25 protein-coding genes, 1 tRNA gene, 1 riboswitch and 1 other annotated feature are annotated in these 24,471 nt (G+C 45.7%); of the genes, 20 read left to right on the top strand and 6 right to left on the bottom strand.

From position 1 onward, the window contains the following. Window position 1: 1 nt before the first annotated feature. From der to HMPREF9429_RS07700, 17 genes are all read left to right on the top strand, one after another. A complete protein-coding gene (gene der, locus HMPREF9429_RS07780) occupies window positions 2-1,330 on the top strand; it encodes a ribosome biogenesis GTPase Der (protein ID WP_006942903.1) in 1,329 nt (442 codons plus the stop codon). Beyond that, the gene (gene plsY, locus HMPREF9429_RS07775) at window positions 1,330-1,944 is read left to right on the top strand and encodes a glycerol-3-phosphate 1-O-acyltransferase PlsY (RefSeq protein WP_006942902.1); all 615 of its coding nucleotides are present in this window, start codon (window positions 1,330-1,332) and stop codon (window positions 1,942-1,944) included. The genes der and plsY overlap by 1 nt, the downstream gene beginning before the upstream one ends. Window positions 1,945-2,029: 85 nt before the next feature. Next, window positions 2,030-2,587: a 16S rRNA (guanine(966)-N(2))-methyltransferase RsmD gene (gene rsmD / locus HMPREF9429_RS07770; RefSeq protein WP_232216659.1), complete on the top strand. Its 558-nt coding sequence runs from the start codon at window positions 2,030-2,032 to the stop codon at window positions 2,585-2,587. A gap of 2 nt (window positions 2,588-2,589) precedes the next feature. Next, complete coding sequence (coaD, locus tag HMPREF9429_RS07765) at window positions 2,590-3,081, top strand: pantetheine-phosphate adenylyltransferase (RefSeq protein ID WP_040774160.1); 492 nt, start codon at window positions 2,590-2,592, stop codon at window positions 3,079-3,081. 14 nt (window positions 3,082-3,095) lie between these two features. Beyond that, window positions 3,096-3,560: an ATP synthase subunit B family protein gene (locus tag HMPREF9429_RS07760; protein ID WP_006942897.1), complete on the top strand. Its 465-nt coding sequence runs from the start codon at window positions 3,096-3,098 to the stop codon at window positions 3,558-3,560. 82 nt (window positions 3,561-3,642) lie between these two features. After that, entirely contained in the window at window positions 3,643-4,458 is an 816-nt protein-coding gene (locus HMPREF9429_RS07755; RefSeq protein ID WP_006942895.1) for a TrmH family RNA methyltransferase, read from the top strand. Window positions 4,459-4,478: 20 nt separating this feature from the next. After that, a complete protein-coding gene (locus HMPREF9429_RS07750; RefSeq protein ID WP_040774157.1) occupies window positions 4,479-5,429 on the top strand; it encodes a ribonuclease HIII in 951 nt (316 codons plus the stop codon). Window positions 5,430-5,434: 5 nt separating this feature from the next. Further along, the gene (locus HMPREF9429_RS07745) at window positions 5,435-6,283 is read left to right on the top strand and encodes a ChbG/HpnK family deacetylase (RefSeq protein WP_040774154.1); all 849 of its coding nucleotides are present in this window, start codon (window positions 5,435-5,437) and stop codon (window positions 6,281-6,283) included. Between the two features lie 21 nt (window positions 6,284-6,304). Then, a complete protein-coding gene (locus tag HMPREF9429_RS07740; RefSeq protein ID WP_006942892.1) occupies window positions 6,305-7,237 on the top strand; it encodes an NAD-dependent epimerase/dehydratase family protein in 933 nt (310 codons plus the stop codon). Then, window positions 7,230-7,682 carry an ACT domain-containing protein gene (locus HMPREF9429_RS07735; protein WP_006942890.1) on the top strand — a complete coding sequence of 151 codons (453 nt, stop codon included), beginning with the start codon at window positions 7,230-7,232 and terminating at the stop codon, window positions 7,680-7,682. Before HMPREF9429_RS07740 ends, HMPREF9429_RS07735 begins: the two co-directional genes overlap by 8 nt. A 13-nt stretch (window positions 7,683-7,695) precedes the next feature. Further along, window positions 7,696-8,982, top strand: coding sequence for a homoserine dehydrogenase (locus HMPREF9429_RS07730; protein WP_006942888.1), 1,287 nt, complete (start codon window positions 7,696-7,698; stop codon window positions 8,980-8,982). A 1-nt stretch (window position 8,983) separates the two neighbouring features. Next, window positions 8,984-9,913 (top strand): homoserine kinase, encoded by a 930-nt coding sequence (gene thrB / locus HMPREF9429_RS07725; protein WP_006942886.1) that lies wholly within the window; start codon window positions 8,984-8,986, stop codon window positions 9,911-9,913. Continuing rightward, a complete protein-coding gene (gene nudC / locus HMPREF9429_RS07720) occupies window positions 9,910-10,731 on the top strand; it encodes an NAD(+) diphosphatase (RefSeq protein WP_006942884.1) in 822 nt (273 codons plus the stop codon). Before thrB ends, nudC begins: the two co-directional genes overlap by 4 nt. A gap of 108 nt (window positions 10,732-10,839) precedes the next feature. Continuing rightward, window positions 10,840-11,047, top strand: a binding site (T-box leader). A 48-nt stretch (window positions 11,048-11,095) separates the two neighbouring features. Continuing rightward, window positions 11,096-13,759, top strand: a complete 2,664-nt coding sequence (locus HMPREF9429_RS07715) for a valine--tRNA ligase (protein WP_006942881.1) — start codon at window positions 11,096-11,098, stop codon at window positions 13,757-13,759. A gap of 13 nt (window positions 13,760-13,772) precedes the next feature. Then, entirely contained in the window at window positions 13,773-15,086 is a 1,314-nt protein-coding gene (locus tag HMPREF9429_RS07710) for a bifunctional folylpolyglutamate synthase/dihydrofolate synthase (RefSeq protein ID WP_006942880.1), read from the top strand. A 48-nt stretch (window positions 15,087-15,134) separates the two neighbouring features. Then, window positions 15,135-16,379, top strand: a complete 1,245-nt coding sequence (locus tag HMPREF9429_RS07705; RefSeq protein ID WP_040774148.1) for an O-antigen ligase family protein — start codon at window positions 15,135-15,137, stop codon at window positions 16,377-16,379. A gap of 83 nt (window positions 16,380-16,462) precedes the next feature. Then, window positions 16,463-17,137 (top strand): redox-sensing transcriptional repressor Rex, encoded by a 675-nt coding sequence (locus tag HMPREF9429_RS07700; protein WP_006942874.1) that lies wholly within the window; start codon window positions 16,463-16,465, stop codon window positions 17,135-17,137. A 76-nt stretch (window positions 17,138-17,213) separates the two neighbouring features. Here HMPREF9429_RS07700 and HMPREF9429_RS07695 read toward each other — a convergent pair whose 3' ends face one another. The 6 genes from HMPREF9429_RS07695 to HMPREF9429_RS07670 all read right to left on the bottom strand — a co-directional run bounded on the left by HMPREF9429_RS07695 (window position 17,214) and on the right by HMPREF9429_RS07670 (window position 21,068). Further along, window positions 17,214-18,872: an acetolactate synthase large subunit gene (locus HMPREF9429_RS07695; RefSeq protein ID WP_006942873.1), complete on the bottom strand. Its 1,659-nt coding sequence runs from the start codon at window positions 18,870-18,872 to the stop codon at window positions 17,214-17,216. A gap of 149 nt (window positions 18,873-19,021) precedes the next feature. Continuing rightward, window positions 19,022-19,399: a hypothetical protein gene (locus HMPREF9429_RS07690; RefSeq protein ID WP_006942867.1), complete on the bottom strand. Its 378-nt coding sequence runs from the start codon at window positions 19,397-19,399 to the stop codon at window positions 19,022-19,024. A 61-nt stretch (window positions 19,400-19,460) separates the two neighbouring features. Further along, entirely contained in the window at window positions 19,461-20,021 is a 561-nt protein-coding gene (gene lepB, locus HMPREF9429_RS07685; RefSeq protein WP_006942866.1) for a signal peptidase I, read from the bottom strand. Between the two features lie 62 nt (window positions 20,022-20,083). Beyond that, on the bottom strand, window positions 20,084-20,533 hold the full coding sequence (locus tag HMPREF9429_RS07680; RefSeq protein WP_040774142.1) for a DUF523 domain-containing protein: 450 nt from the start codon (window positions 20,531-20,533) through the stop codon (window positions 20,084-20,086). 120 nt (window positions 20,534-20,653) lie between these two features. After that, the gene (locus HMPREF9429_RS07675; protein ID WP_040774139.1) at window positions 20,654-20,857 is read right to left on the bottom strand and encodes a hypothetical protein; all 204 of its coding nucleotides are present in this window, start codon (window positions 20,855-20,857) and stop codon (window positions 20,654-20,656) included. 135 nt (window positions 20,858-20,992) lie between these two features. Next, window positions 20,993-21,068, bottom strand: a tRNA-Lys gene (locus HMPREF9429_RS07670). Between the two features lie 171 nt (window positions 21,069-21,239). Between HMPREF9429_RS07670 and HMPREF9429_RS07665 the strand changes: the two genes are divergently transcribed. The 3 genes from HMPREF9429_RS07665 to HMPREF9429_RS07655 are packed head-to-tail and all read left to right on the top strand — an operon-like array spanning window position 21,240 to window position 24,330. Beyond that, the gene (locus tag HMPREF9429_RS07665; RefSeq protein ID WP_006942863.1) at window positions 21,240-22,688 is read left to right on the top strand and encodes a leucyl aminopeptidase family protein; all 1,449 of its coding nucleotides are present in this window, start codon (window positions 21,240-21,242) and stop codon (window positions 22,686-22,688) included. Further along, on the top strand, window positions 22,688-23,512 hold the full coding sequence (locus tag HMPREF9429_RS07660) for a PHP domain-containing protein (protein WP_006942862.1): 825 nt from the start codon (window positions 22,688-22,690) through the stop codon (window positions 23,510-23,512). Before HMPREF9429_RS07665 ends, HMPREF9429_RS07660 begins: the two co-directional genes overlap by 1 nt. Further along, window positions 23,500-24,330: an Asp23/Gls24 family envelope stress response protein gene (locus tag HMPREF9429_RS07655; RefSeq protein ID WP_006942861.1), complete on the top strand. Its 831-nt coding sequence runs from the start codon at window positions 23,500-23,502 to the stop codon at window positions 24,328-24,330. The genes HMPREF9429_RS07660 and HMPREF9429_RS07655 overlap by 13 nt, the downstream gene beginning before the upstream one ends. A gap of 56 nt (window positions 24,331-24,386) precedes the next feature. Continuing rightward, window positions 24,387-24,466, top strand: a riboswitch (ZMP/ZTP riboswitch). The last annotated feature ends 5 nt before the right edge of the window (window positions 24,467-24,471 follow it).

Genomic DNA, 24,471 nt, shown 5'->3' with positions numbered 1-24,471 from the left:
TATGTATAAACCTTTGGTAGCCGTCGTCGGACGGCCTAACGTAGGAAAATCGACGCTTTTTAACGCCATTGTCAAAAAACGTATTTCTATTGTAGAAGACTTACCCGGAGTAACTCGCGATCGTATTTATTTCGATGCAGAATGGCTCGGTAGGGAATTTACACTCATTGATACGGGCGGCATCGAATTTGTCGACTCGGACAACAATATTTTTACGTCCATGCGTTATCAGGCCGAGCTGGCTATTCACGAGGCGGATGTCATCTTATATGTTGTTGACGGTAAGACCGGTATCCAGCCGCAGGACCAGGAAATTGCGGCTATGTTGAGAGCGTCGGGAAAACCGGTCATTCTTGTTGTCAATAAAATTGACAGTGTAGAACAGGAAGTTAATATTTACGAATTTTACGGGCTCGGCTTGGGTGACCCTATCGGTGTTTCGGCTGTTAACCTTATGAATCTCGGTGATTTGCTGGATGAGGTGCTCAGTCATATTAAAGAGGTTCCCGTGCAGGAAGACGACGAAAGTGTCGTCCATATTGCCCTCGTAGGTCGTCCCAATGTAGGTAAATCGTCATTGACCAACGCCCTTCTCGGAAAAGAACGAGTCATTGTCAGCGATATGGCCGGAACGACTCGAGATTCCATTGATACACATTGGAAACATGACGGTACGGAATTCGTTTTAATCGATACGGCAGGGATGCGGCGTAAGGGAAAAATCGACTTACCTGTAGAACGCTACAGTGTTGTTCGCGCCTTGCGGGCTATTGACCGTTCCGACGTGGCCGTTCTTGTCTTGGACGGTGTAGAAGGCGTAACGGAACAGGATAAGAAGATTGCCGGCTATATTCATGAGTCAGGTAAGGGCTGTATTATTATTGTCAATAAGTGGGATCTGGTAACCAAGGACAGTAAGACATCCTTGCGCTATACGGAAGATATACGCCGCGAGTTGGCCTTTTTGCAATATGCTCCCGTTCTCTATGCCTCGGCTCTTACGCACCAACGTGTGGATCGACTGGCCGATTTGGTTAAATACGTTTCGGAACAGCAGCACATGCGTGTATCGACGAGTATCTTAAACGAGCTCATGGCCGATGCTCAACTTACCAACCCGCCGCCTACCAAGGGTGGCCGACCGTTGAAAATTTATTATTTGACTCAAGCCTCCGTAGCGCCGCCGACCTTTGTTCTGTTTGTCAACGATCCGGCTTTGCTCCACTTTTCGTACAAACGGTATATAGAAAACCGATTGCGCGAAACCTTCGGTTTTGAAGGTACGCCTGTGAGGATTATTACGCGCGGCAAAAAAGGAGAGGATGAATAGTGTATCCCTTTTTACTGCTTTTAGTTGCCTATGTCATCGGTTCCGTTCCCAGCGGACTCATTGTAGGGCGGGTATTTTTCAATACGGATTTACGAGACTACGGCAGTAAGAATATAGGAGCTACCAATGCGTATCGTGTCTTGGGAGCTCCCGCCGGGTTATGTGTACTCATAGCTGATGTAGGTAAGGGGGTTCTGGGCGTATATCTCGGTCAAACGGCCGGAAATATTTATGATCCCGCACTTACCGTATACTGTATGATTATGGGCGGATTATTGGCTCTTATCGGACATTCGGCATCTGTATTTTTACACTTTAAGGGCGGTAAAGGCGTGGCTACGGGTCTGGGTATTATTTTGTATCTGGCTCCTGTTGAGACGACCATTGTTTTTTTCGTCTGGTGCGTTATCGTCGGCTTGACTCGACTGGTGTCTCTCGGTTCGGTAGTGGCGGCCTTGCTTGTACCCTTGACGTTGTGGTATTTTAAGGAACCTTGGCCCGTTTTTATTTTCGGGACCGTAGCGGCACTTATTGTCATTGTAAGGCATAAGGATAATCTCATTCGGTTGTCACAAGGCAAGGAATTGAAGGTTGAACGGATTGAGAAAAAGTAAGTTTACGGAAGGTCGAGCAATCGGTTAAATTCGGTTGATATACGAAAAAAATCGTGTATAATTGATTATGTACAAGCAGGTGGTCATGGTGAGGATTATCTCCGGCAGTGCACGGGGACGTATTCTGAAATCGCCGCAGGGTATGGCGACGCGACCGACATTGGATCGGACGCGGGAGAGTCTTTTTAATATTTTGGCAACTTCATCTTTCTATGAAAAGCGCGTGTTGGATATTTTTGCCGGCACCGGTGCCTTGGGGTTGGAAGCCATGAGTCGCGGTGCGTCGGAAGGCGTTTTTATCGACGTTCGCACGGCTTCTCTCATTAAGAAAAATGCCGAATTATGTAAAGTCTCCGAGCGTTGCAAGGTATTGCCTTTGAATCATAAAAATGCCTTACAACATCTGGAAGGGCAAACGTTCGATTATATCTTTGCAGATCCGCCGTATGATAAAGACTTTGTCAATGAGACGATTTCAACGGTTATGAATTACGGGCTCTTGTCCGACACGGGCCTGCTTATTATGGAGCACTCCGCTCGTGAAGATATTATGCCGAGCGAGTCATACACGGTTGTACGGGAGAAGAAATACGGGAAGGAAACGCGTATCTCTTTTATCGTCAAACGTAGAAATGGGGAATAATTTTGCGTATCGGTATCTGTCCGGGCAGTTTCGACCCTGTGACAAACGGCCATGTTGATGTTTTTGAACGCAGTGCCAAGTTAGTAGATAAGCTTATTATCGCGATTTTTGCAAATCCCGGTAAACACCCGCTTTTTTCTATGGAAGAACGGGAAGAGTTGTTACGGCAAGCCGTAGGGCATATTCCCAATGTTGAAGTCGTCAGTTTCCAAGGCCTCTTGAACGAATATGCCGTTGAACGAGGGGCTACCGTTATTATTCGCGGTTTACGGGCCGTTACGGATTTTGAATACGAGTTTCAGCGCGCTCTGTTAATGAAGCAGTTGGAACCGACTTTGGAAACCGTATTTATTATGTCGAATACGAACTATTCGTATCTCAGCTCTTCGGGCATACGGGAGCTCGCCTGTTTCGGCGGCAAACTGGACGGTCTCGTCCCGGATTTCACGGCTAAGCGCCTGAAAGAAAAGTTCAAGGATAAATATCAGATATAGGGGTGTGGAATCAGATGAACTCGGAAAAATTATTGGAAGATTTGGAAAGTATTGTAGTGAATGCATCCAAGATGCCTTTTACAAATAAAAAGGTCGTCGATGAAGAAGAGTTATTGGCTATTGTGGACGAATTGAAAGGGGCAATGCCTGATGAAGTAGAACAGGCACGTAAAGTCTTGGCTGAACGGGATAAAATCATTGCCGATGCACAGCGTCATGCAGACAGCATGGTAGCACAGGCTAAGGATTATATTGCCAAATTGACTGAAGAAAGCGAAATCGTGCGTCAGTCACAAGAACATGCCAACCAAATTATTCAAAATGCCAATCATTCTTCCGAAGATTTGCGAAACAGTTCTGTAACCTATGCCGGACAAGTTTTGCAGTACGTTGAATCCACGTTGGAAAAAACGTTGGCAAGCGTTCGTCAAAATCGCGAAGGCCTGGTTCAGTCCAATCGTCAAGAATCGAATAAATAAGAGCTCGTTAATTATAGGGGATGTAGCAAAGCGGCGATCCGTTTTGTCACATCCCCTTACTGACTATAGGGCAGGAGAAAAGATGAAAGAAATTACGTCGCGTGACAATCGTCTGGTAAAGCTGGCTGTACGGTTGCAGCAAAAAAAATACAGATATGAAGAACGGCGCCTTATTGCCGAAGGATTTCGCATTGTAGAAGATGCGGTACATATGGGTATTACGGACGGTATCTGTTTGGTAGCGGCCGAGATCGTTGAGCGGCCGGAGCTTCAGAATCTTCAAGCCGAGTCGGAGAAAGTCGGCTGGGAGTGGTATTTGTTGCCCGACCGGATATATGAGAAGGTGAAAGAAACGCATTCGTCTCAGGGAATTACGGCGATTTTACCTTTCTTTGAATATACTTTCAAAAACTTGCCGGAAGTGGCAAATGAACGACCTATTCTATATTTAGAAGCCATACAGGACCCGGGAAATTTGGGAACCATCTTGCGAACGGCGGCTGCTGCCAATGTAGGAGCTGTTTTTTTAAGTCCCGATTGCGTGGACTTATATAACGGGAAGACGGTCCGTTCCGCTATGGGTGCCATTTTTAAGGTTCCTGTCGTACAGAATGTTTCACTTGAACGGATAAGTGCTTTTTGCGACGAGAAAAAACGTATTTTGACGGGAACCTTGCTCGGTGCGAATAAGCTGTATACTCAGGTTGATTGGCGACAACCGACTGTCATCGCCTTCGGAAATGAGGGAAACGGTCTGTCTCAAGCGTGTGCGGAGGCTTGCCGGCAGGCGTTGACCATACCCATGAAGAGTCATACGGAATCGTTGAATTTAGCTACGTCCGTTGCCGTAGTCCTTTATAAAGCTTGGGAAGAGGCCGGGTTTGCGGACAAAACATAGGTCACGGAAAGAGGATGCGTATGGACAGTGTTTTAGCTCAAGTTATTGCAAGTACACGCGAGCGTTTACAAGCTGAAGGGTTTGAGGTTACTGCAGGAAATATCAATTACGGTTGGAAGTTGACTGTAAGCTCGGGAAATGAATGCATACACATAGCCATATATAAAGGGAAAAAGGGGATTTCTTTTGTCGTTCAAGGGAAGGCCGGCGATTTGAAGAAAAGAGTGGAGATACTGTGCTCTGAAAACCGTATTACGCCCGATAAAAAATTTTTGAAGAAAGAAAAGCCGGCTATTATGAAGGGACAAGATTTATGTCCCGACGGGACGCCTTGTTGGATCGGTGCTGATGAATCGGGCAAAGGCGACGTCTTCGGACCTTTAGTGACAGCAGCCTGCTTAGTAACTAGGGCGGAAGCGGCAACACTTCGTTCATGGGGTGTCACCGATAGCAAAGCGTTGACGGATAAACGCATACTCGAATTGGCGGGTCCTTTAAAAGACTTATTAGGCGACAGGGCGTGTGTAACCGTATTGATGCCTGAATCGTATAATTATGAATACAACAAGATGGAAGAAAGAGGAAAAAATCTTAATCATCTTTTAGGAAATTTACACGGAAAGAACATTAAGTGCCTATTGTTAAAGTACAAATGTCCGTGTATAATAGTCGATAAGTTCGGTAAGGATGAATATGTGTTAACGGCTCTGGGCTCTGTAGCCGCGGGAAAGACAATCATACAAGTGACCAAAGGTGAACGGGATACGGCTGTAGCCTCTGCATCCGTTTTAGCACGAGCCGCCTTCATAGAAAGTATAAATGAATTGGAAGACCGTTTTCATATGTCCTTCCCTAAGGGAGCTTTTGCCGGTATAGAAACGGCACTTAACGCTTTTTGCGGGACTTATGGGAATAAAGAATTATACAAAGTAGGTAAATTAAATTTTAAGACTTTTGATTCTTTGCGGTGATAAGGGTGAACAGATTAATTATTAATGCCGATGATTTCGGTATTCATGAAGCTGTGAATGAAGGTATATATAGTGCTTACGGTCAAGGGGTTCTGACCAGTACAAGCCTTTTGGCACAGGGCCCCGCTTTTGATGATGCCGTGCGTATGTCAAAGGAATGTAACCGCTTGGGCATAGGCATTCATTTATGTCTGGTAGGGAGTCTGCCTACCGTATTATCACCTCGAGAGGTGCCGTCTCTGGTTGAGTCGGACGGGTTATTGCCGTATAATTATATGACCTTTATTAAGCGGGTTTATACGGGGAAAATCGATTTTTCTCAAGTGTATGCGGAATTATCGGCTCAAATAGAGAAAATTTTAGACTCAGGTATACGCGTTACGCATATAGACAGTCACCAGCATTTACATGTCTTACCGCCTGTGTGGAAAATAACGGTGGCATTAATGAAGAAATACGGAATTCATCGCGTTCGTATACCGCGGGAAGCTTCGACCTTTAAGATGTTGACGGCATCTCCCGCTCGTGTTTTCGGTCGGGACGGTTTGACCGTATTAGCCGGGCGAGCTGCACGTGAAGCCGAGCGGCTCGGCTTTTCTCTTACCGATTACTTTTGGGGAATGGTTGACGGCGGCAATATGACGGAGGTCAGTTTGCAATATATATTGCGACGATTGCCCTTCGGGATACATGAGATTATGATGCACCCCGGCAAGAGCGATGATTTATTGGGGCATACCTTCGCATGGGGCTATCATTGGCAGGAAGAACTACAGGCTTTGGTTAGTGTAAGGACACGGGAAATTATTGCGTCTAAGAAGATAGAACTCATTAATTACGGCGATTTGCTATAGACGCCATTGGGGGGATTCAGTGTGAAAATTTTGGTAACTGGCGGAGCCGGATTTATCGGTTCACATATTGTCGATATGTTGGTAGACCGTGGTGATGAAGTCGTGGTCATAGACAATCTCAGTACGGGTGTTAAGGAGAATGTGAATGATAAGGCGCGATTGTTGTGCTTTGATATACGGGACAGAGATCGCCTTTTGCAGGTATGCGAAGAGGAAAAGTTCGATGCCGTCTTTCATGAAGCGGCACAAACTCAGGTTCCTTATTCACAGGAACATCCTTATGAAGACAGTGATGAAAATGTAATGGGTCTTTTATCCGTCTTGGAGGGTGCTCGTAAGACGGGAGTGAAAAAAGTAGTTTTCTCATCATCTGCAGCCGTATACGGAGACAATGATAATCTTCCCTTAAAAGAAGACGAACCGTTGACTCCTACCTCTTTTTACGGATTGTCTAAGGTCATATCGGAACGATATTTGGAAATGTACTATAAAGTATTCGGGTTGCCTTATGTTGTTTTGCGTTATGCCAATGTTTACGGTGAACGTCAGGGCGTTCACGGTGAAGGCGGTGTCGTCTTCGTCTTTGCACATGCATTGACGCATGGTGAAGATTTAACTATTTACGGTGACGGGGAACAGACGCGGGATTTTGTTTATGTTAAAGACGTGGCGGCTGCCAATGTAGCGGCCTTGCAAGACGAGGTAAAGCCCGGCATTTATAATATCAGCACGACCATTGAAACGACGGTAAACGCCTTGAAAGAGATACTCTTCCACTTAAGCGGTATACGCAAGGACGTACATTACGAGGATGAGCGGACCGGAGATATCGTTCGCTCCGCCTTGGATAATCATAAGGCCAAGGAATTTTTAAAATGGCGCCCGAAGGAAAAGATTATATCCGGATTGGCATCAACGTATGAATATTTCGTACAGGAGGCTGAACGTGAATAAGAAAGATAAGGACTTTAAATTTTATCTTGTTCGGGAAGATATTCTTCCGGAAGCCATAAAAAAGACGATAAGGGTCAAAGAAATTCTTAAACGCGGAGAGGTACGAACTATTCATGATGCCGTACGCATGATGGATTTAAGCCGTAGTGCATATTATAAGTATAAAGATTTCGTTTTACCTTTTTATGATGTTACTCAGGGTAAACTCGTTACCTTGTCCATTATTTTGTCCGACCGTCCCGGAAAGTTATCACAAGTATTGAATACCGTAGCCGACAGTAACGGCAGTATTTTGACCATTAATCAGGGCATTCCTTTGCAAGGGTCGGCAGATGTCAGTATTTCCATTGAAACGAAAGAAATGGAAATTACGGTGGAAACTCTTGTGGAACGGTTGGGTGCTTTATCGGGTGTACAAAGTGTACGCATAATCGGGCAAGTATAAGGAGGATGTTATATTGAAAAACGTATCGATTGCATTACTCGGTTGCGGAACTGTCGGCAAGGGCGTCGTCGATTTACTGCAAATGAACGGCCATCTTATTTCGGAGCAGACGGATACTCACATTCATATAAAGCATGTTCTCGTAAGAGATATAGAAAAATATAAGAATGTCGGGTTGGATGAAAACCTTCATTTGACGGATAATTTTAAAGATATTATCGAAGACGACGAGGTGGAAATTGTCGTTGAAGTTATGGGCAGTGCCGATTTTGCCAAGGCTTGTATCGAAGAGTGCTTTAGGCGCGGTAAGAGTGTTGTCAGTGCTAATAAGGATGTCATCGCCGATTGCGGTATCGGTTTATTGAAACTGGCTCAGGAGAACGGGGCGGATTTTCAGTTTGAAGCCAGTGTAGCCGGCGGGATTCCTATTATTCGGCCCATGTACTCTTCGTTAAATGCCAACCAGATTGAAGAAATTATCGGCATTATGAACGGTACGACAAATTATATTCTGACCAATATGACCGACCGGGGACTGACTTATGAAGAGGCCTTAAAAGAAGCGCAGGAAAAAGGTTATGCCGAGGCGGATCCGACCAGCGACGTAGGCGGTTTTGATGCGGCCAGAAAAATCGCCATCTTGGCTAAACTGGGTTTTCATGCATACGTCAACGTTAAGGATGTATCTATTGAAGGCATTGAAGGCGTTACGAAAGAAGACATTGCCCATGCTACCGCTATGGGGTATGCCATTAAGCTTCTCGCCGTAGCGGAGAAGAATACGGACGGGATATCCTTGGCAGTTCATCCCGCTTTTGTTCCTAAAGACCATCCTTTGGCCAATGTAGGCGGAGCCTATAATGCCGTATATGTGCGCGGTAATTGTGTAGGTGATGTCATGCTTTACGGACAGGGAGCCGGATCTCTGCCTACGGCCAGTGCTGTTGTCAGCGATATTATGAATGTTATTCAGCATATTAATACGGAAATGACGGGGAAACGCCCTTATTTGTGGCATGAAACGGCGGTGAAGGATGCAGCTGAAAACAAGGCACCTTATTATATTCGCTTAATTGCCGCTAACGCTCCGGGTGTATTGGCCAACATGTCCGGTGTTTTTGCAAAGCACGGCATCAGTATTCGGTCACTTATTCAAAAGGATGAAACTAAGGAAGCGGCTGAAATCGTAATCTTAGTAGACAGTACACCTTGTAAAACCGTGCGGTTTGCTTTGAACGAAATAGAGCAACTGACCTGTATTCATCGCATTTGCAACGCCATTCGCGTCATTGAGGTGTAATATGAGCCAAGACATTACAGTAAAAGTTCCGGCTACGTCGGCTAATATCGGATCCGGTTTTGACGCCTTGGGGTTGGCTCTTTCCTTGTATAACGAAGTCTCCTTTCGTAAAACGGACGAAGGAGGATTGAGCCTTGTCGTAGAAGGACTGGGACAAGGGAAAATTACGACTGATTTTGAAAGAAACCTTGTGGGTCAAGCTATGTTACGGGCAGCACTTGTCAACGGTAAGGCCTTGCCGAAAAACGGAGTGATTACGCTCTTTAATCGCATTCCCTTAGCACGCGGTTTAGGGAGCAGCTCCGCAGCTGTAGTGGGCGGACTTCTCTTAGGCAATGAATTGACCGGGCGAGGTATGGATGAGACTCAAATACTTCATGAAGCCACTCTTATGGAAGGGCATCCCGACAATGCGGCTCCTGCTCTTTTAGGCGGACTGTGCATGTCCGTTACGGATGAAAAAAAGAAGGTATCGGTTCAGACGTTTGCCTTGGATGAGGGGTTGTCGTTTATTACCGTAAGTCCCGATAAGGAAGTAAGAACAGCCGATGCTCGCGCCGTCCTGCCACAGACTATTGATTATCATGCCGCGGTCTTTAATGTAGCCCATGTCGCTTTTTTGGTCGGGGCTTTTATCGGGAAGCGTTATGATTTGTTGCGTACGGGTCTTCAGGATAAACTGCACATGCCTTATCGATTGCCCTTAATTCCCGGTGGAGCGGAAGCCTTGGCAGCTGCGGAAAAAGCCGGGGCTGTGGGGGCTACGGTCAGCGGCTCGGGATCGACTCTTATTGCCTTTGCCGTAAAAGGGGAAGAACAGATAGCTCAAGCTATGAAAGACGTTTTTAAAAGTGTCGGATTGGCATCTGTACACCACATATTGAAAGCTTGTAACGACGGGGCTCAAATTGTCCGTGAGGATAAAAGATGATTCATGATATAAAACCTTGCGTATATGATAATTCGTACACACCCGTGGCGCCTGAAGGGCATAACTATGTTCTTTTATGTAAAGGGCAAGAAGCGGTTTGCAAGATTGGACACGACGGTACTCTCTTATTGCCGCGTGTAAAGGATTTCGAGTCATGTCAGTACAGGTATTTATTTTCTATTGACGAAGATGCATTTTTTATGCCGACGGGCGGGGATATAAAGCTGCCTGTCGGTTTTTCCTTTGAGTCTTTACGGACCATGCGTACGGCACGGCCGAGAAAACTGGCCTTTGCCGTCGTGACGGCGGCGTCTCTTACCAGATGGTATGATCTCAACTGTTATTGCGGACGTTGTCGTACCGCTATGGAAGAAAGTAAGTCGGAACGGGCCTTAGTTTGTCCTTCATGTGAAAATACCGTCTATCCTCGAATCAATCCGGCAGTTATCGTCGCTGTACGTGACGGGGAACGTCTTTTGGTCACTCGGTATGCCGGCAGACCTTATAAGAACTATGCCTTAATTGCCGGATTTGCCGAAACGGGAGAAACGATTGAAGAGACGGTTTTACGAGAAGTAAAGGAAGAAACGGGTATCACCGTCAAAAACCTGGAGTTTTATAAAAGCCAGCCCTGGGGCTTTTCCGACTCTCTCCTTTTCGGCTTCTTTTGCGATCTTGACGGAACGGACGAGCTGATTGTGGATAAGACGGAACTGGCAACGGCTCTTTGGGTGCAGCGCGAAGACTTGCCGGACGACGAGGAAACGGTAAGTCTGACCATGGAGATGATGACTCTCTTAAAAAAAGGAGATAAATAAAATTTACAAACAAGATTTATTTTAACGAAAATTAGAAACTTATAAGAGAAAAAAATTTCAATTTTTAGGTCTTGACAGAAATAGGTAAACTTGATACGATAATTTCCGATAAATGCGATGACCGGAAGAAGTCCGATATTCTTTGTGTCAGAGAGATGCCCAAGCGGTGAGAGGGCGTTCATAAAGAAGCGGGCGAGTCACCCGTGAGCCGGCAGAAGGAAAGGTCTGCCCGGATGCAGCCGTTATCTGTCAATGAGAGGTCGTCTAGGCGACAAATCGGGTGGTACCGCGGAAGATACGCTCTTTCGTCCCAAGTCTTTACTTGAGACGAAAGAGCGTTTTTTGTATAAAAGGAGGAGTACATATGAAGTGGGACAAGGAAAAACTCGAAGGATATAATCCCGGAGAAATTGAAGCGAAATGGTACGATTTTTGGGAGAAAGAAGGGTACTTTCATCAAGATCCCGATTCGTCTCGTGAGCCGTACAGTATTGTTATGCCTCCTCCGAATGTTACGGGGCAGTTGCACATGGGTCATGCACTGGATAATACGTTGCAGGATATTCTCATTCGCTTTAAGCGCATGTCGGGGTACAACGTAGTCTGGATTCCCGGTACGGACCATGCGGGGATTGCAACACAGGTTAAGGTTGAAGAACAGCTGGCAAAAGAAGAAGGAAAGACTCGTTACGATATCGGTCGTGAAGAGTTTTTAAAGCGGGTTTGGGCGTGGAAGGAAAAGTACGGCAATCGCATTGAACAACAGGTTCGTCGACTCGGTTCATCTTGTGACTGGTCGCGGAAACGTTTTACCATGGACGATATTTGTGCCCGTGCCGTTCGTGAAGTATTCGTGGCTCTGTATGAAAAGGGTCTTATTTACCAGGGGCATCGTATTACGAACTGGTGCCCCCACTGCCATACGGCTTTGAGCGATATTGAAGTAGACCACAAGGATGAAGCAGGCCATTTGTGGTACGTCAAGTATCCCGTTATCGGTGAAGACGACTACATTATGATTGCTACTACTCGTCCCGAAACGATTATGGGCGATACGGCCGTTGCCGTAAATCCCGAAGATGAACGAATGAAGAAGTATATCGGCAAGAAGGTTCTCGTTCCTCTCGTAAACAGAGAAGTAGAAGTTATTGCCGATGACTATGTAGATATTGAATTCGGTACGGGTGCCGTCAAAATTACGCCGGCTCACGACCCGAATGACTTTGAAATGGGTGAGCGCCATAATCTGGAATCGATTATGATTATGAACCTCGACGGTACGATGAATGCCGCCGCCGGTAAGGAATTCGACGGTATGACCTTGAAAGAATGCCGTAAGGCCGTTGTTGCCGACTTGGAAAAATTAGGCCTTCTCGATCACGTAGAAGAACTCAATCATGCCGTCGGTCATTGCTCACGTTGTAAGACGACAGTAGAACCTTTGTCGACAAAACAATGGTTCGTAAAGATGAAACCCTTGGCTGAAGAAGCCTTGGCAGCCGTCGATCGGGGCGATACGAAGTTTATTCCCGGACGGTTTACGAAAATTTACGACCATTGGCTGGAAAATATTCAGGACTGGTGCATTTCCCGTCAGCTTTGGTGGGGACATCAGATTCCCGTTTGGTATTGCGATGACTGCGGTGAAGTTAGTGCCAGCCGTACGGATTTGACGGAATGCCCCCATTGCCACAGCAAGCATATTCATCAGGATCCGGACGTTCTCGACACGTGGTTCAGCTCGGCATTATGGCCTTTCTCGACCATGGGTTGGCCCGATAAGACTCCCGACTTGCAGCACTTCTTCCCGACGAGCGTTCTCGTAACGGGCTATGATATTATCTTTTTCTGGGTAGCCCGTATGATGTTTGCTACTTGCGAATTTATGAAGGAAGTTCCCTTTAAAGACGTATTCATTCACGGACTTGTGCGTGACAGCCAGGGGCGCAAGATGAGTAAGTCCCTCGGTAACGGCATCGATCCCCTGGAAGTAAGCGATATGTACGGGGCCGATGCTTTGCGATTCACCCTTGTTACGGGTAATACGCCGGGAAACGACATGCGTTTTTACATGGAACGGGTAGAAGCGAACCGTAATTTTGCCAATAAGATTTGGAATGCGTCCAAGTTCGTCATTATGAATCTGGAAGATTATGATCCCGAATTTGTTCCGACTACGGACGATTTTACCTTGGCGGATCGCTGGATTCTGACATCATTCAACCAGGTAGTACGCCAGGTTACGAAGGGCCTCGACTCGTATGAATTGGGAGATGCGGCTGCTACGGTGTACGACTTTACGTGGAACTCGTTCTGCGACTGGTACATTGAATTGGCTAAACAGCGCCTGTACAAATCCGATGACAAGCGCAGCCGTCAAACGGCTCAGTATGTCTTGGTTCGCGTACTGACCGGTGCCTTAGCGCTCTTACATCCCTTTATGCCCTTCGTTACAGAACACCTGTGGCAGCACTTGCCGCATGAAGGCGAAAGCCTGATTGTCGCACCGTGGCCGACTGTTGATGAAGCCTTAGATTTTGCCGAAGATGCGGCTACGATGAATATTATGATGGAAGCTGTTAAAGCTATTCGGAATATGCGTGCCGAAGCTAATGTGCCGATGGGCAAGAAAGCTCCCGTTACGCTCGTACCGGCGGATGAGGCAATGGCAGAAGTACTTCATACCTACGAAACGTATTTTAAGACCTTAGCCTTTGTCGATGAAGTTCATATTCTCAAAACAACGGATGCTAAGCCGGAAAATGCCGTTGTGACAGTCGTTCCTCGCATCGAAGTGTACTTGCTCTTAAAAGATTTGATTGACGTTGAAAAAGAAACGGCTCGTGTTGCGAAGGAACAGGAAAAGACTCGCAGTGAAATCGAACGACTTGAAAAGAAATTGTCCAACAAGGGCTTTACGGATAAGGCACCTGAAGCGGTTGTAGCTAAGGAGAAAGAAAAATTGGCTGCTTATCGGGAAAAAGCCGAAGCTTTAAATAAACGAATGGAAGATTTAAAACATTTATAAGAGGACAGGGCAGATGACATACGAAGAAGCTATAGCTTATTTGGAAGATGCCTGCACGTTCGGAATAAAACCGGGGCTCATGAGAATTCATGAGCTCCTGGTTCGTTTAGGTAACCCACATGAAACCTATAAGACAGTGCATATAACGGGAACGAACGGCAAAGGGTCGGTTACAGCCGTCATAGCCAATGCACTTACAGCGGCGGGTCGCAAAACGGGGCGCTATACGTCTCCTCATTTAGAAGAATATACGGAGAGAATGAGTATAGACGGCCATTTAATTACAAAAGAAGAGTTTGCAATCATTACGGAAGAAGTAAAAGACGCTACGGAAGGTATGAAAGCCGACGGTTTCGAGCAACCGACAGAGTTTGAAATGCTGACGGCCGCCGCTTTTTTATATTTTTGCAGGCAACAGGTTGAGTATGCGGTTATCGAAGTCGGTCTTGGAGGACTGCTGGATTCGACCAATGTTATTACGCCGCAGGTTTCCGCTATTACCAATGTGGCCGTCGACCACACGGCTTATTGCGGTCCGACGGTAGAAGATATAGCCGTTCATAAGGCAGGGATTATTAAAGAAGGAATACCTGTTGTTACGGCGGCAACCGGTACGGCTTTGGAAATTATTGAAAAAACGGCTCGGAGTAAAAAGGCTCCCTTATATGTTGTTGATAAAGAAATAGTGATTCAGAATAGGGCCCTTATTCACGTGCGTGACGGTACGGTTCGTCAAAAAATATGTATCGAAGGTCCCGAACTGATGCGAACAGAAGTTGATACGCCTCTGGTAGGTGCTCATCAGGCCGTAAACGCTGCGGTAGCCGTAGGAGTCCTGCGACTTTTGGGTAAAACGGACGGGGCTGTAAGAGATTTAGCGATTATGAAGGGCTTTCATACCGTATATTGGCCCGGGCGTTTTCAAATCCTTTCCGTTTCGGGAAAGACAATGATCATTGACGGAGCGCATAATCCGGCGGGGGTTGAAAGTTTTTGTCGCACATACGAAGAAGTATTCGGAAAAAGACGACGCGTTTTCGTTTTTTCAGTTTTAGCCGATAAGGAGTACGATAAAATTGTAAGACGACTTTTCCGGGCGAATGATGCGGTCTTTTGTGCACCTGCACCGACTCCTCGCACGGCGGATCCGAAAGTCATGGCTGATTTAATCGGAGAGGGGGCAAAGGCCTGCCCATCCGTGTCAGCGGCTATCGATACGGCGCTAAAAGAGACGACGGAAAAGGACGTTTGCGTTGTTGTAGGCTCCTTGTACATACAAGGAGAAGTGCGAAGGCACTTGAGAGAGTACTATGGGGCCTTTGTATAGACAAGAAGTGCGTCGAACCGTATAATGGAAGTCAAAAGGAGTATCTCTATGAACCTCTTGACTTCGCTAAAAGACAGTCCCGAGGAAAAAGCGAGAATACGGGTAGTATACCTGCTTTTGGGGACTGTTTTTTTTATGCCTTTACAATTGTATATAGCCGAGGGATTGTTAGCTCTCACCGTTATTTTTTCTTTGTACTTTATCTATCGATACGGTATACATGAGTATAAGCCGGGCCCTTTAGCCGTACCCATTGCAATCTTTACGGGGGCGACGCTTATTTCCTTAGCCGGTTCTACACAAGCTTTTTGGAATACCGCTTTTTGGTTTTTTACGGTCTTTCAGTACGTACTTTTGTTTATGCTTGTACAAGTGTTTATCAAAACGGAAGAGGAGCGCCTTTTAATAGTACACACTCTGTTGGCTTCGGCATTTTTTGTGGCCGTCTACGGTGTATATCAATATGTACATATGTGGGCTCTCGGTGAAACGGAGTGGGTTGATACGTCTGTCTTTCCCATGTTGCGCCGTCGCATGTATTCGACTTTGTACAATCCTAACCTTTTTTCCTGCTACTTATTGTCTATCATGTCGCTTACAGGGGCCTATGCTTTGTGGACGAAGGACAGAATACGACGTTTTCTCACGGCCGCTTTGTTCGTTCTTCTATCTTTGTGCCTTGTGCTCACATACTCGCGTGGGGCATGGATCAGTGCAGCCGTCCTGGTCTTTGTTTTCGGCCTTGTTAAAGACAAGCGCTTTTGGTTTGCACTACTTCTTGTACCGATTATACTGGTCTTTTATCACGGCGGTATAGCCGATCGATTTATGTCTATTTTTTCACATAGAGAGGCGGATACGTCTTTTGCCATGCGCCTTGATATGTGGAACGATGCCTTAAGTATGTGGGCGGACCGACCTTTCTTCGGTATCGGTTGGGGAGCTTTTAAGTTTACCTATCCGGCATATAATGAACTCATACAAAAAGCGGGTATTACTATTTTTCATTGTCATAATTTATTTTTGAATATACTTGCAGAAACAGGACTGGCAGGATTTACGTCTTTCTTTGCCTACTGGTTCGGACATCTCGTCTTTGTACGGCGTGTTCTTACAGACAGAATGTCAGATTCTCTGATATATATGCTCAGTTTGGCTACGGCGGCCATGGTAGCATCCGTATCTGTCAGTGGCATAAGTGATGATAATTTATTCAGTACACAGGTATCGTTAATGTGTTGGACGATTAGTGCTCTCTTTTGTAATACGTATACGGCATATAAGAAGCAATGAAAACAGTTTGCGAAAATATTCACAATAATATATAATAATTACGGATTACAAGTTAATATTCAGTTTTAACTTTATGGAAGGGTATGGTTCATTCGGAGGGGATGACGATGAAACAAAAGAAAGCTATATCCGATGCGGTTATAGAAAGACTGCCATTATATTATAGAGATTTACTGCTATTGCAAGATGCGGGAATCGATATTATTTCGTCTGAAAAGCTGGGTGAACGCTTAGGCATAACGCCCGAACAAATCCGTAAGGACTTGACTTGCTTCGGTGCCTTCGGTAAAAAAGGTGTAGGCTATTATGTCAGTGAACTCAGCCAACAAATTGTGGAAATTATCGGGCTACAACAGCATTGGAAAGTTTGCATTGCAGGCATCGGGCACTTGGGATGGGCTTTGGCCAATTATAAGACCTTCGGTCGACTCGGATTTCGAACGACCGGTCTTTTTGATGTAGACCATCGGATTATCGGTCAAAACGTAGGCGGTATTATAGTTATGTCGGCGACGGAGATGGAAGAAACTATTCGTCGGGAAGGTGTTCAAATAGGGATTATTACGACTCCCGCATCGGTGGCTCAACAAGTAGCCGATCAAATGGTGGCCGGAGGCGTGCGGGGAATTTTTTCTTTCGCACCCATTCGCTTGGCTGTGCCGCCGCATGTCTACGTGTTCCGTGAAGATTTGTCTATCGGCTTGAGCCGTATTTCATACTACTTGACGAACCGCACGGATGGCATGATGAATAACTAGTTAACGTACTCATTCATACTTTATAAAAAAGGACCTCTCATGTTTATATGAGAGGTCCTTTTATTAAGATATTGGTTTATAAGGTTTTTACGAGTTCTTCCAAGTGCTTTGTCAATTTCATGTTTTCGCTGTAATCTACAGGGCAATCAATGACGACCGGCTTGGTTTGTTCAAAGGCTTTCTTTAAGGTAGGCAAGAGGTCTTCTGCCTTTGTAATACGATATCCGATAGCCCCCATGCTTTCTGCAAGTTTGACGAAGTCGGGGTTTGTAAAGTCGACGTATGCCGGGTGTCCGTAATGCATTTCTTGTTTCCACTTAATCAGGCCGTAACTGCTGTCGTTGAAAATAAGGGTGACAAAGTGAGAACCCAAGCGATGAGCCGTTTCAAATTCCTGACAATTCATTAAGAAACCGGCATCACCCGTAATAGCCAATACTTTGCGGTCCGGATGGACCAAGTTGGCGGCAATGGCTCCGGGAACGGCAATGCCCATGGTGGCGAAGCCGTTGGAAATAATGCATGTATTGGGTTTATAGCAGTTGTAATGGCGAGCCGTCCATACCTTGTTGGCTCCTACGTCGGTAATAACAATGTCATCAGGTCCCATGACTTCACGTGCGTCAATGAGGACTTTTTGGGGCTTCATGGGAAAGGATGTATCATTGCGATACTGTTCGTGTTCGGCAACCATTTTTTCACGAATCTTTAAGGCGTATGTCGGCTCAAGAAGACGAGCCGCCTTACTTATAATGCGATCGAGGGAATCGGTTATCTCGCCGACTACTTCCACTTCGGGTTGGTAGGTCTTATTAATGTCGGCCGGTAAGGAGTCGATATGAATAATATCGGCGTTATTGAGGTGCCATTTATTAGGGGCGTATTCAATAATATCGTAGCCTATACAAATGACCAAGCTGGCATTTTCCAGAACCTTTGTCTGATAGTCCTCCATAGGTATGCCGACTGTCCAGAGAGAATAAGGATTATCAAAGGGAATGGCTCCTTTAGCCATCATCGTGTTAATGACGGGCAGCTTCAACTTTTCAGCGAACTCCGTTAACTTACGGGCCGCCTTGTTACGGATAACGCCGCTACCGGCCAGGATGACGGGATTGCGAGCGTAGGAAATGAGTTTTGCCGCTTCTTCAATGGAGTATTCCGAAGCTGTTTCAGGCTTAATGGATTTATGGTGTAGCGGTCGTTCATTGTCGTCTACAGGCATCATCCCGATATTGACGGGCAAGTCGATAAAGGTAGCACCCGGTTTTTCGCGTTCCGCGTATTTAAAAGCCAAGCGCGTGATTTCGGCAATAGTATCGGGACGAACAACTGTATAAGCACGCCTCGTAATAGGTTCGAACATGGAACGCAGGTCAAGATACTGATGGGCCGTAATATGCATCTTATCCGTGCTGACCTGGCCGGAAATTGCTACTAAAGGGGCTCCGTCGCTGTCTGCATCGGCGACACCCGTAATCAGGTTTGTTGCACCGGGGCCCAAGGTAGCCATGCAGACGCCGGCTTGGCCTGTTAAACGACCGTATACATCGGCCATAAAGGATGCACCCTGTTCATGGCGTACTGTTATAAATTCGATCTTAGAGTGTTCCAAGGCATTCATGACAGCCAGATTTTCTTCACCGGGAATGCCGAAAATATAATGAACACCTTCTTCTTCCAGACATTCAACCAATAAATCGGCTGTATTTCTTTGTTTCTTTTTATCTGTCATTGTGGGGCTCCTTTACGTTTTCCAGTTATGAAAATATTCCTTTTGATTATAGTACGCATAAGAGGGTTTGGCAATTTCGCAATATGAAAACAACATTCTTCATAAGAAGACAAAAGAAAAAGACCGTCAATGACGGTCTTTCTTTGCTCTTATCTGTACTGAAGTTTTTGTAATACTAAATCGGCCATGTGAGCACGGCCCTTGACAACATCATTACCCTTAGCAACCGATTGGGGGTAAAAGTGCTGTTTAAATTTCTTTTTGCCTATCTTCGATACGAGTTCTTTAAGCTGAATGGTTTGTTCGTCTACGTTATAAACGTATGTACATTGGTCTGTAGCGTCGCCGAAGGTTTCTTTGGTCTGGAAGGTGAGGATTCTCATACCGTTTTCCGTAGTAACCTTAGCGGAACTCATGTTAATAGCAATATTTTGGTTATATTGCCAAATCGCATCTTTTGCTGCGCAAACGGATACGGACATAGCTGCCGCCATGGTCAGAGAAAGAAGAATTTTTTTTGCTTTCACGTGAAAACACCGCCTTTTTTATATGCTTATGCGTATTATATCATGGAAGGGAAGTACGAGGCTACCAAATGACTTTCCCTAATACATGGTCCAAGGGAACGGGACCGATGAAACGACTGTCCGTACTGTGATTACGGTTGTCACCCATGCAAAAGACGTAGCCTTGAGGGATAACTACTTCGCCTTCACGGCTGTAGTCCATAGTTCCGTTTATATACGGTTCATCGAGCGGCTTACCGTTGCGCCAAACTTTGCCGTCGTGAAAGGCGAGTGTATCGCCGCCGCGACCGATGACTCTTTTAACCCATACATTACGAGTCTGCATGTTTTTATCAAAAAAAGCCAGATAGTTGTGCAAAGGTTCGACTGCATCGTCCATCCAAGTGCGGTCGTAGAGAACTCGGCTATCGATAATTACGATATCGCCGTAATCAGGTTCGCGGCCCAGAATATGATCCCATTTTTCGACGACCAGATACTCGCCGTTATGCAGGGTGGGCACCATGGATTCGCCGGACACTCGTGTCGGTTGGACCACAAAAATATGAATAACCATGGCAATAGCCAAGGCAATGACTATAGAATAAATCCATTCGTAAATTTCCCGTATTAGCGTGTTCAATATAATACCTCCTTGCGTTCCGTTTCATTGTAGCAGAGGGCAGAAACAAAGTAAATGACCGATTAGGGTAAGAGCGAGCCGGTCAGGATATCAATTTCCGATTCACCGTAAATACGAACCCCCATATCGGATAAGGCTTGAGCCGTAACGCCCGAACGATTGGTTAAAGTGCCGCTGAAGGTACCGTCGTAAATACGTTTGAAGCCGCAAGAAGGTGATTTTTCTTTTAAAACAGCATAAGAGCAATTGTATAATTCAGCCAGTCTGCACGCCGTGCGGGCACCGACCTCAAATTGTTCGGTTACATTTCGGCCGTCGCAAGTCCTCACTTGCTGACCGCAACGCTCTGCCGCCATGCGCGGTGTGGGCAAACCGCCGGCCTGCTCGGGGCAACAGGGAATAAGTGTAATATCGGGTCTGTTAAAAAGCTTTGATATGGCGGGATAGTCCTTTATCTTTCCGTCGTACCGGCAATACAGTCCTATGAGACAGGCACTGATGAGAATGTTCATAAACCCTCCTTGGTATGAAATCTCTTTAATAACATTATCATAGCACAAGATATGAGGAAAAGAATAAAACAAAAAAACGGCTTCAAGCATTAACTTGAAAAGCCGTCTGAAATGGTAGCATCAGCGTAATTCTACAGCCGCAATATTATCGCCGTCAATGGAGACTGTATTATCTCCTGTAAAAATATAATTTTTATGTCCGAAAAAGCAGGCGGAAAAATCGGTTGTTTCACTTATAGATGTATTGCCTTGTTTGCTCTTAATGGATTTCAAATTGGTAACGATAAGTTGAGGCCCGTTTTTTATGTAAATATAGGCATTCACAATATTCTCCTCCCTTCCGAAACAGTATATCATGACTGCCCGCTTCTTACGTGACGGTAAATAAACAGTACCATTACAAATATGTGTCAAAAAAGGCCGAGAAAAAAGCGGCTGTCATAAAGACAACCGCTTCTGTGGTGGACCATCAGGGGATCGAACCCTGGACACCCTGATTAAGAGTCAGGTGCTCTGCCAGCTGAGCTAATGGTCCATATTACGTGAACAAGTCACATGAGCTATATTACACTATGGACGGTTAAAAATCAAGAGGAAGAAAAAATTTTTGCAAACAGAAGGAGAATCTCGTCTTATTGATTTGGCAAGGTATAAAACAGTATAATAATAAATACGGTTTTTATTTCGCAGTAGGGAGGCAGAATGTATGATTACATGTAACGGAAGCGGAAATCCCGATGCCGTCGTTCTAGGCACGGACCGTCGTTTACGTGCTTTATCGTTGGTAACGGAAGAAGAAGGAGCTTTAATTCGTGCTTATACGGATAAACATCCTTCGGCTATGAAGGTCGGTAATGTGAGTGTTTTGCGTGCTCTTCAAGGCGATACGATAAAAACATATTTTCTTGCCGGAACGGAAGATGACTCTAAAGAACGCGGTACTTTTCGTGAATTCGACAGGGCTAAAAAGATTATGGCGGCGGCAATGAAAGAAGATGTAGGTGAGCTGGCCGTTTATATCGACACCCTTGATATGGATGTGGAAACTCTTATTGACGGATTGTTGTACGGTAATTATGAGTACAATCAATATAAGACCAAGTCGAAGTCGAAGGTACTGAAAAACATCAATCTCATTACGTCCAGTTTAAAAAGTAAAGACTTTAATACCCTTTGTTATGTATATTCGTCCATTTATGAAGGTATTTATTTTGCCCGCGATCTGGTTAATATGCCGCCTAACGACATGACGCCCCGCAAGTTTGTAGATACGGCTACGGCCGTATGTACGGGTGACAACATTTTTGTCGAAGTGCTGAATAAGTGGAATTTGGAAAAACGCAATATGGGCGGTATTGTATCTGTCGGTAAGGGCAGTATGAATCCGCCGCAGCTATTGTCCGTAGCCTATACGGGGGATCCCGAAAGCCGTGATGTGCTTGCCGTTGTCGGCAAGGGTATTACGTATGATTCGGGCGGCCTATCCTTGAAAACCAGGGCGGGGCAGTTAAACATGAAGTCCGACATGGCCGGTGCGGCAACGGCTTTGGGTATTATCCGGGCGCTCATGTTGCTGAAATATCCGGTCAATGTTCTGGCGGTTATGCCTTTGGCCGAAAATATTCCTTCAGGAATGTCTTATCATGTAGATGACGTGATTACCATGTTTGACGGTACGACAGTGGAAGTAAAGAATACGGATGCCGAAGGACGACTTGTCTTGGCTGATGCCGTCTCTTACGCTCAGTCCAAAGGGGCTAAGCGAATTATCGACTTGGCTACTTTGACGGGAGCCTGTGTAACGGCGTTAGGTTCGGTCAGAACCGGTATGATCGGCAATGATCAGGAATTTATGAACCGCTTTTTTGCCGCCGCCGCACAGGTAAATGAAAAAGTATGGCAGTTGCCGGCAGACGAAGAGTATGAACGACAATTGAAGAGCCGGGTCGCCGATATTTCCAATGTAGGCGGTCCTGAAGCGGGAGCGATTACGGCGGGACTGTTTATAAAACACTTTATTCAAGAAAATACGTCATGGATTCATTTGGACATTGCCGGGACGGCTTTTCGCGATAAAAAGGATGAAAACGGCTTCTACGGGGCGACGGGTGTCGGCATTAAATCCGTATTAAGACTCTTGCGAGGCGATAAATAATGTTTGTCGACTTACATGTACATACTGATTGTTCCGACGGTGTTTATTCACCTGAAGAGGTGACGGAAAAGGCCGCACGTGCCGGTCTTTCGGTCATTTCTCTGACTGATCATGATACGTTAGCGGCTTATGACGGCACACATCGTTTAAATCCCGATATCCGCATTATTCCGGGTATTGAAATGAGTTCCGAATATGCCGACAGTGATGTTCATATTTTGGGCTATTATATTGATACGAAGAACGAAGAGTTACTTGAATATTGTCGTGACTTTTCTCTAAGACGGTTGAACAGAGCCGTACTTATGGCTCAAAAATGCTGTGAAGCCGGATATGATATTGACCCATGCGAGGTTCGGACTTATGTTCAAAAGGGAGGTACGGTCGGACGCCCTCATTTGGCGCGTATGCTCATCAAAAAAGGGTATTTTACCGATATAAAGTCCGTTTTCGACACTCTTTTGTATCGTGGCGGACCGGCCTATGTACCTTATGAACGAAAAACTATAAATGAATGTATAAATCTGATTCATAAGGCCGGCGGTTGTGCCGTTTTGGCTCATCCGTCTCTGGTAAAAAAAGGATTGGCAGACGTGGAAGCACAGCCTTTTGACGGAATTGAAGTATACCATCCGAAAAACAAGGGTCGGTATGATGAATTTACGGCTTTGGCTGAAGACCGCGGGCTTCTTATAAGCGGCGGCTCGGACTTCCACGGCACGGCGGGACGGTTTCCGGAGGAATTGGGGCTGTTTACCGTGCCGGCCGGAAAAGTAACGAATTTACTTGCGTATGAAGGGACTTGCAAAGCATGCAAACCATAGGATTTGTCGGACCGAGCGGCACGGGAAAAAGTCATCACGCTCTGGTTGTAGCATATGACAGAAAAATAGAGGCTATTATTGATGACGGTCTTCTTATCTATCGTAATCGAATTGTAGCAGGTCATTCGGCTAAGGACGATTCCAATCGTATGAAGGCTGTGCGGACGGCTATTTTCTCCGAAAAGGCGGATGCACAGGTCATGCGACGGGCACTGGCTCGAATCGAGACGGAGAAATTGCTTGTTTTAGGTACGTCGAAGCATATGATTGAACGAATTTGTGATGCTTTGAACCTGCCTTTTCCCGAAGAGTATATTCGTATTGAAGAAGTGTCGACACCGGAAGATATGGCCATAGCCAAAGAGCAACGTATGAAAGAGGGTCGGCATATCATTCCCGTACCGACTATGGAATTAAAAACTCATTTTCACGGATATTTACTGGATTCTGTGCGATCTTTATTTCGCCGCAACGGTGCCAAAGAAGAAACGGAATTTGAACACTCTGTGGTACGGCCCGTTTTCAGTTATTACGGGAAGTTGATTTTTTCCGACAAGGTTTTGTTGACGCTTGTACGCCATACTGTAAAAGAAGAGACGGGCATAGTAAAGCTTAATAAGTTGCGTATTCGTAAACACAAAGAGGAAGAAACGAACGGTCTTTCAGTTGATATGGCGTTGACGGTGCGTTATGGTGAGAATTTGAAAAGTTTGACATCCCGATTACAAAAAGCCGTAGAAAAAGAAATATCTTATACGACCGGCATGTCTGTGGAAGTATTGAAAATCACCGTCCGGGATGTGGCCGTAGAATCGTGAAAAACGAGTCGGACCTTTCGTTGACAAGGGTTCGACCCGTTCTGTATAATAAATAAGGAAAGTCATGTGACTGACGGAAAGTGGAGTTAACCACGGGGAGCATGACCGATTACAGCCGACCGTCTGGGCATTTGGTTCCGG

It is taken from the genome of Megasphaera micronuciformis F0359 (assembly GCF_000165735.1).
In the GTDB taxonomy this organism is placed as follows: domain Bacteria; phylum Bacillota; class Negativicutes; order Veillonellales; family Megasphaeraceae; genus Megasphaera; species Megasphaera micronuciformis.
Note: the sequence above shows the minus strand (reverse complement) of the source record. Positions and strands in the feature narration are given on the sequence as shown.

Bases quoted from the DNA above. Each gene is read 5' to 3' on its own strand.
- HMPREF9429_RS07750 (WP_040774157.1), top strand. From the start codon at position 4,479: ATGGACAGTGTTTTAGCTCAAGTTATTGCAAGTACACGCGAGCGTTTA.
- HMPREF9429_RS07705 (WP_040774148.1), top strand. From the start codon at position 15,135: ATGAACCTCTTGACTTCGCTAAAAGACAGTCCCGAGGAAAAAGCGAGA.
- rsmD (WP_232216659.1), top strand. From the start codon at position 2,030: ATGGTGAGGATTATCTCCGGCAGTGCACGGGGACGTATTCTGAAATCG.
- HMPREF9429_RS07710 (WP_006942880.1), top strand. From the start codon at position 13,773: ATGACATACGAAGAAGCTATAGCTTATTTGGAAGATGCCTGCACGTTC.
- HMPREF9429_RS07680 (WP_040774142.1), bottom strand. From the start codon at position 20,533: ATGAACATTCTCATCAGTGCCTGTCTCATAGGACTGTATTGCCGGTAC.
- HMPREF9429_RS07660 (WP_006942862.1), top strand. From the start codon at position 22,688: ATGTTTGTCGACTTACATGTACATACTGATTGTTCCGACGGTGTTTAT.
- thrB (WP_006942886.1), top strand. From the start codon at position 8,984: ATGAGCCAAGACATTACAGTAAAAGTTCCGGCTACGTCGGCTAATATC.
- HMPREF9429_RS07755 (WP_006942895.1), top strand. From the start codon at position 3,643: ATGAAAGAAATTACGTCGCGTGACAATCGTCTGGTAAAGCTGGCTGTA.
- HMPREF9429_RS07655 (WP_006942861.1), top strand. From the start codon at position 23,500: ATGCAAACCATAGGATTTGTCGGACCGAGCGGCACGGGAAAAAGTCAT.
- der (WP_006942903.1), top strand. From the start codon at position 2: ATGTATAAACCTTTGGTAGCCGTCGTCGGACGGCCTAACGTAGGAAAA.
- HMPREF9429_RS07700 (WP_006942874.1), top strand. From the start codon at position 16,463: ATGGTTCATTCGGAGGGGATGACGATGAAACAAAAGAAAGCTATATCC.
- nudC (WP_006942884.1), top strand. From the start codon at position 9,910: ATGATTCATGATATAAAACCTTGCGTATATGATAATTCGTACACACCC.
- HMPREF9429_RS07665 (WP_006942863.1), top strand. From the start codon at position 21,240: ATGATTACATGTAACGGAAGCGGAAATCCCGATGCCGTCGTTCTAGGC.
- HMPREF9429_RS07760 (WP_006942897.1), top strand. From the start codon at position 3,096: ATGAACTCGGAAAAATTATTGGAAGATTTGGAAAGTATTGTAGTGAAT.
- HMPREF9429_RS07695 (WP_006942873.1), bottom strand. From the start codon at position 18,872: ATGACAGATAAAAAGAAACAAAGAAATACAGCCGATTTATTGGTTGAA.
- HMPREF9429_RS07715 (WP_006942881.1), top strand. From the start codon at position 11,096: ATGAAGTGGGACAAGGAAAAACTCGAAGGATATAATCCCGGAGAAATT.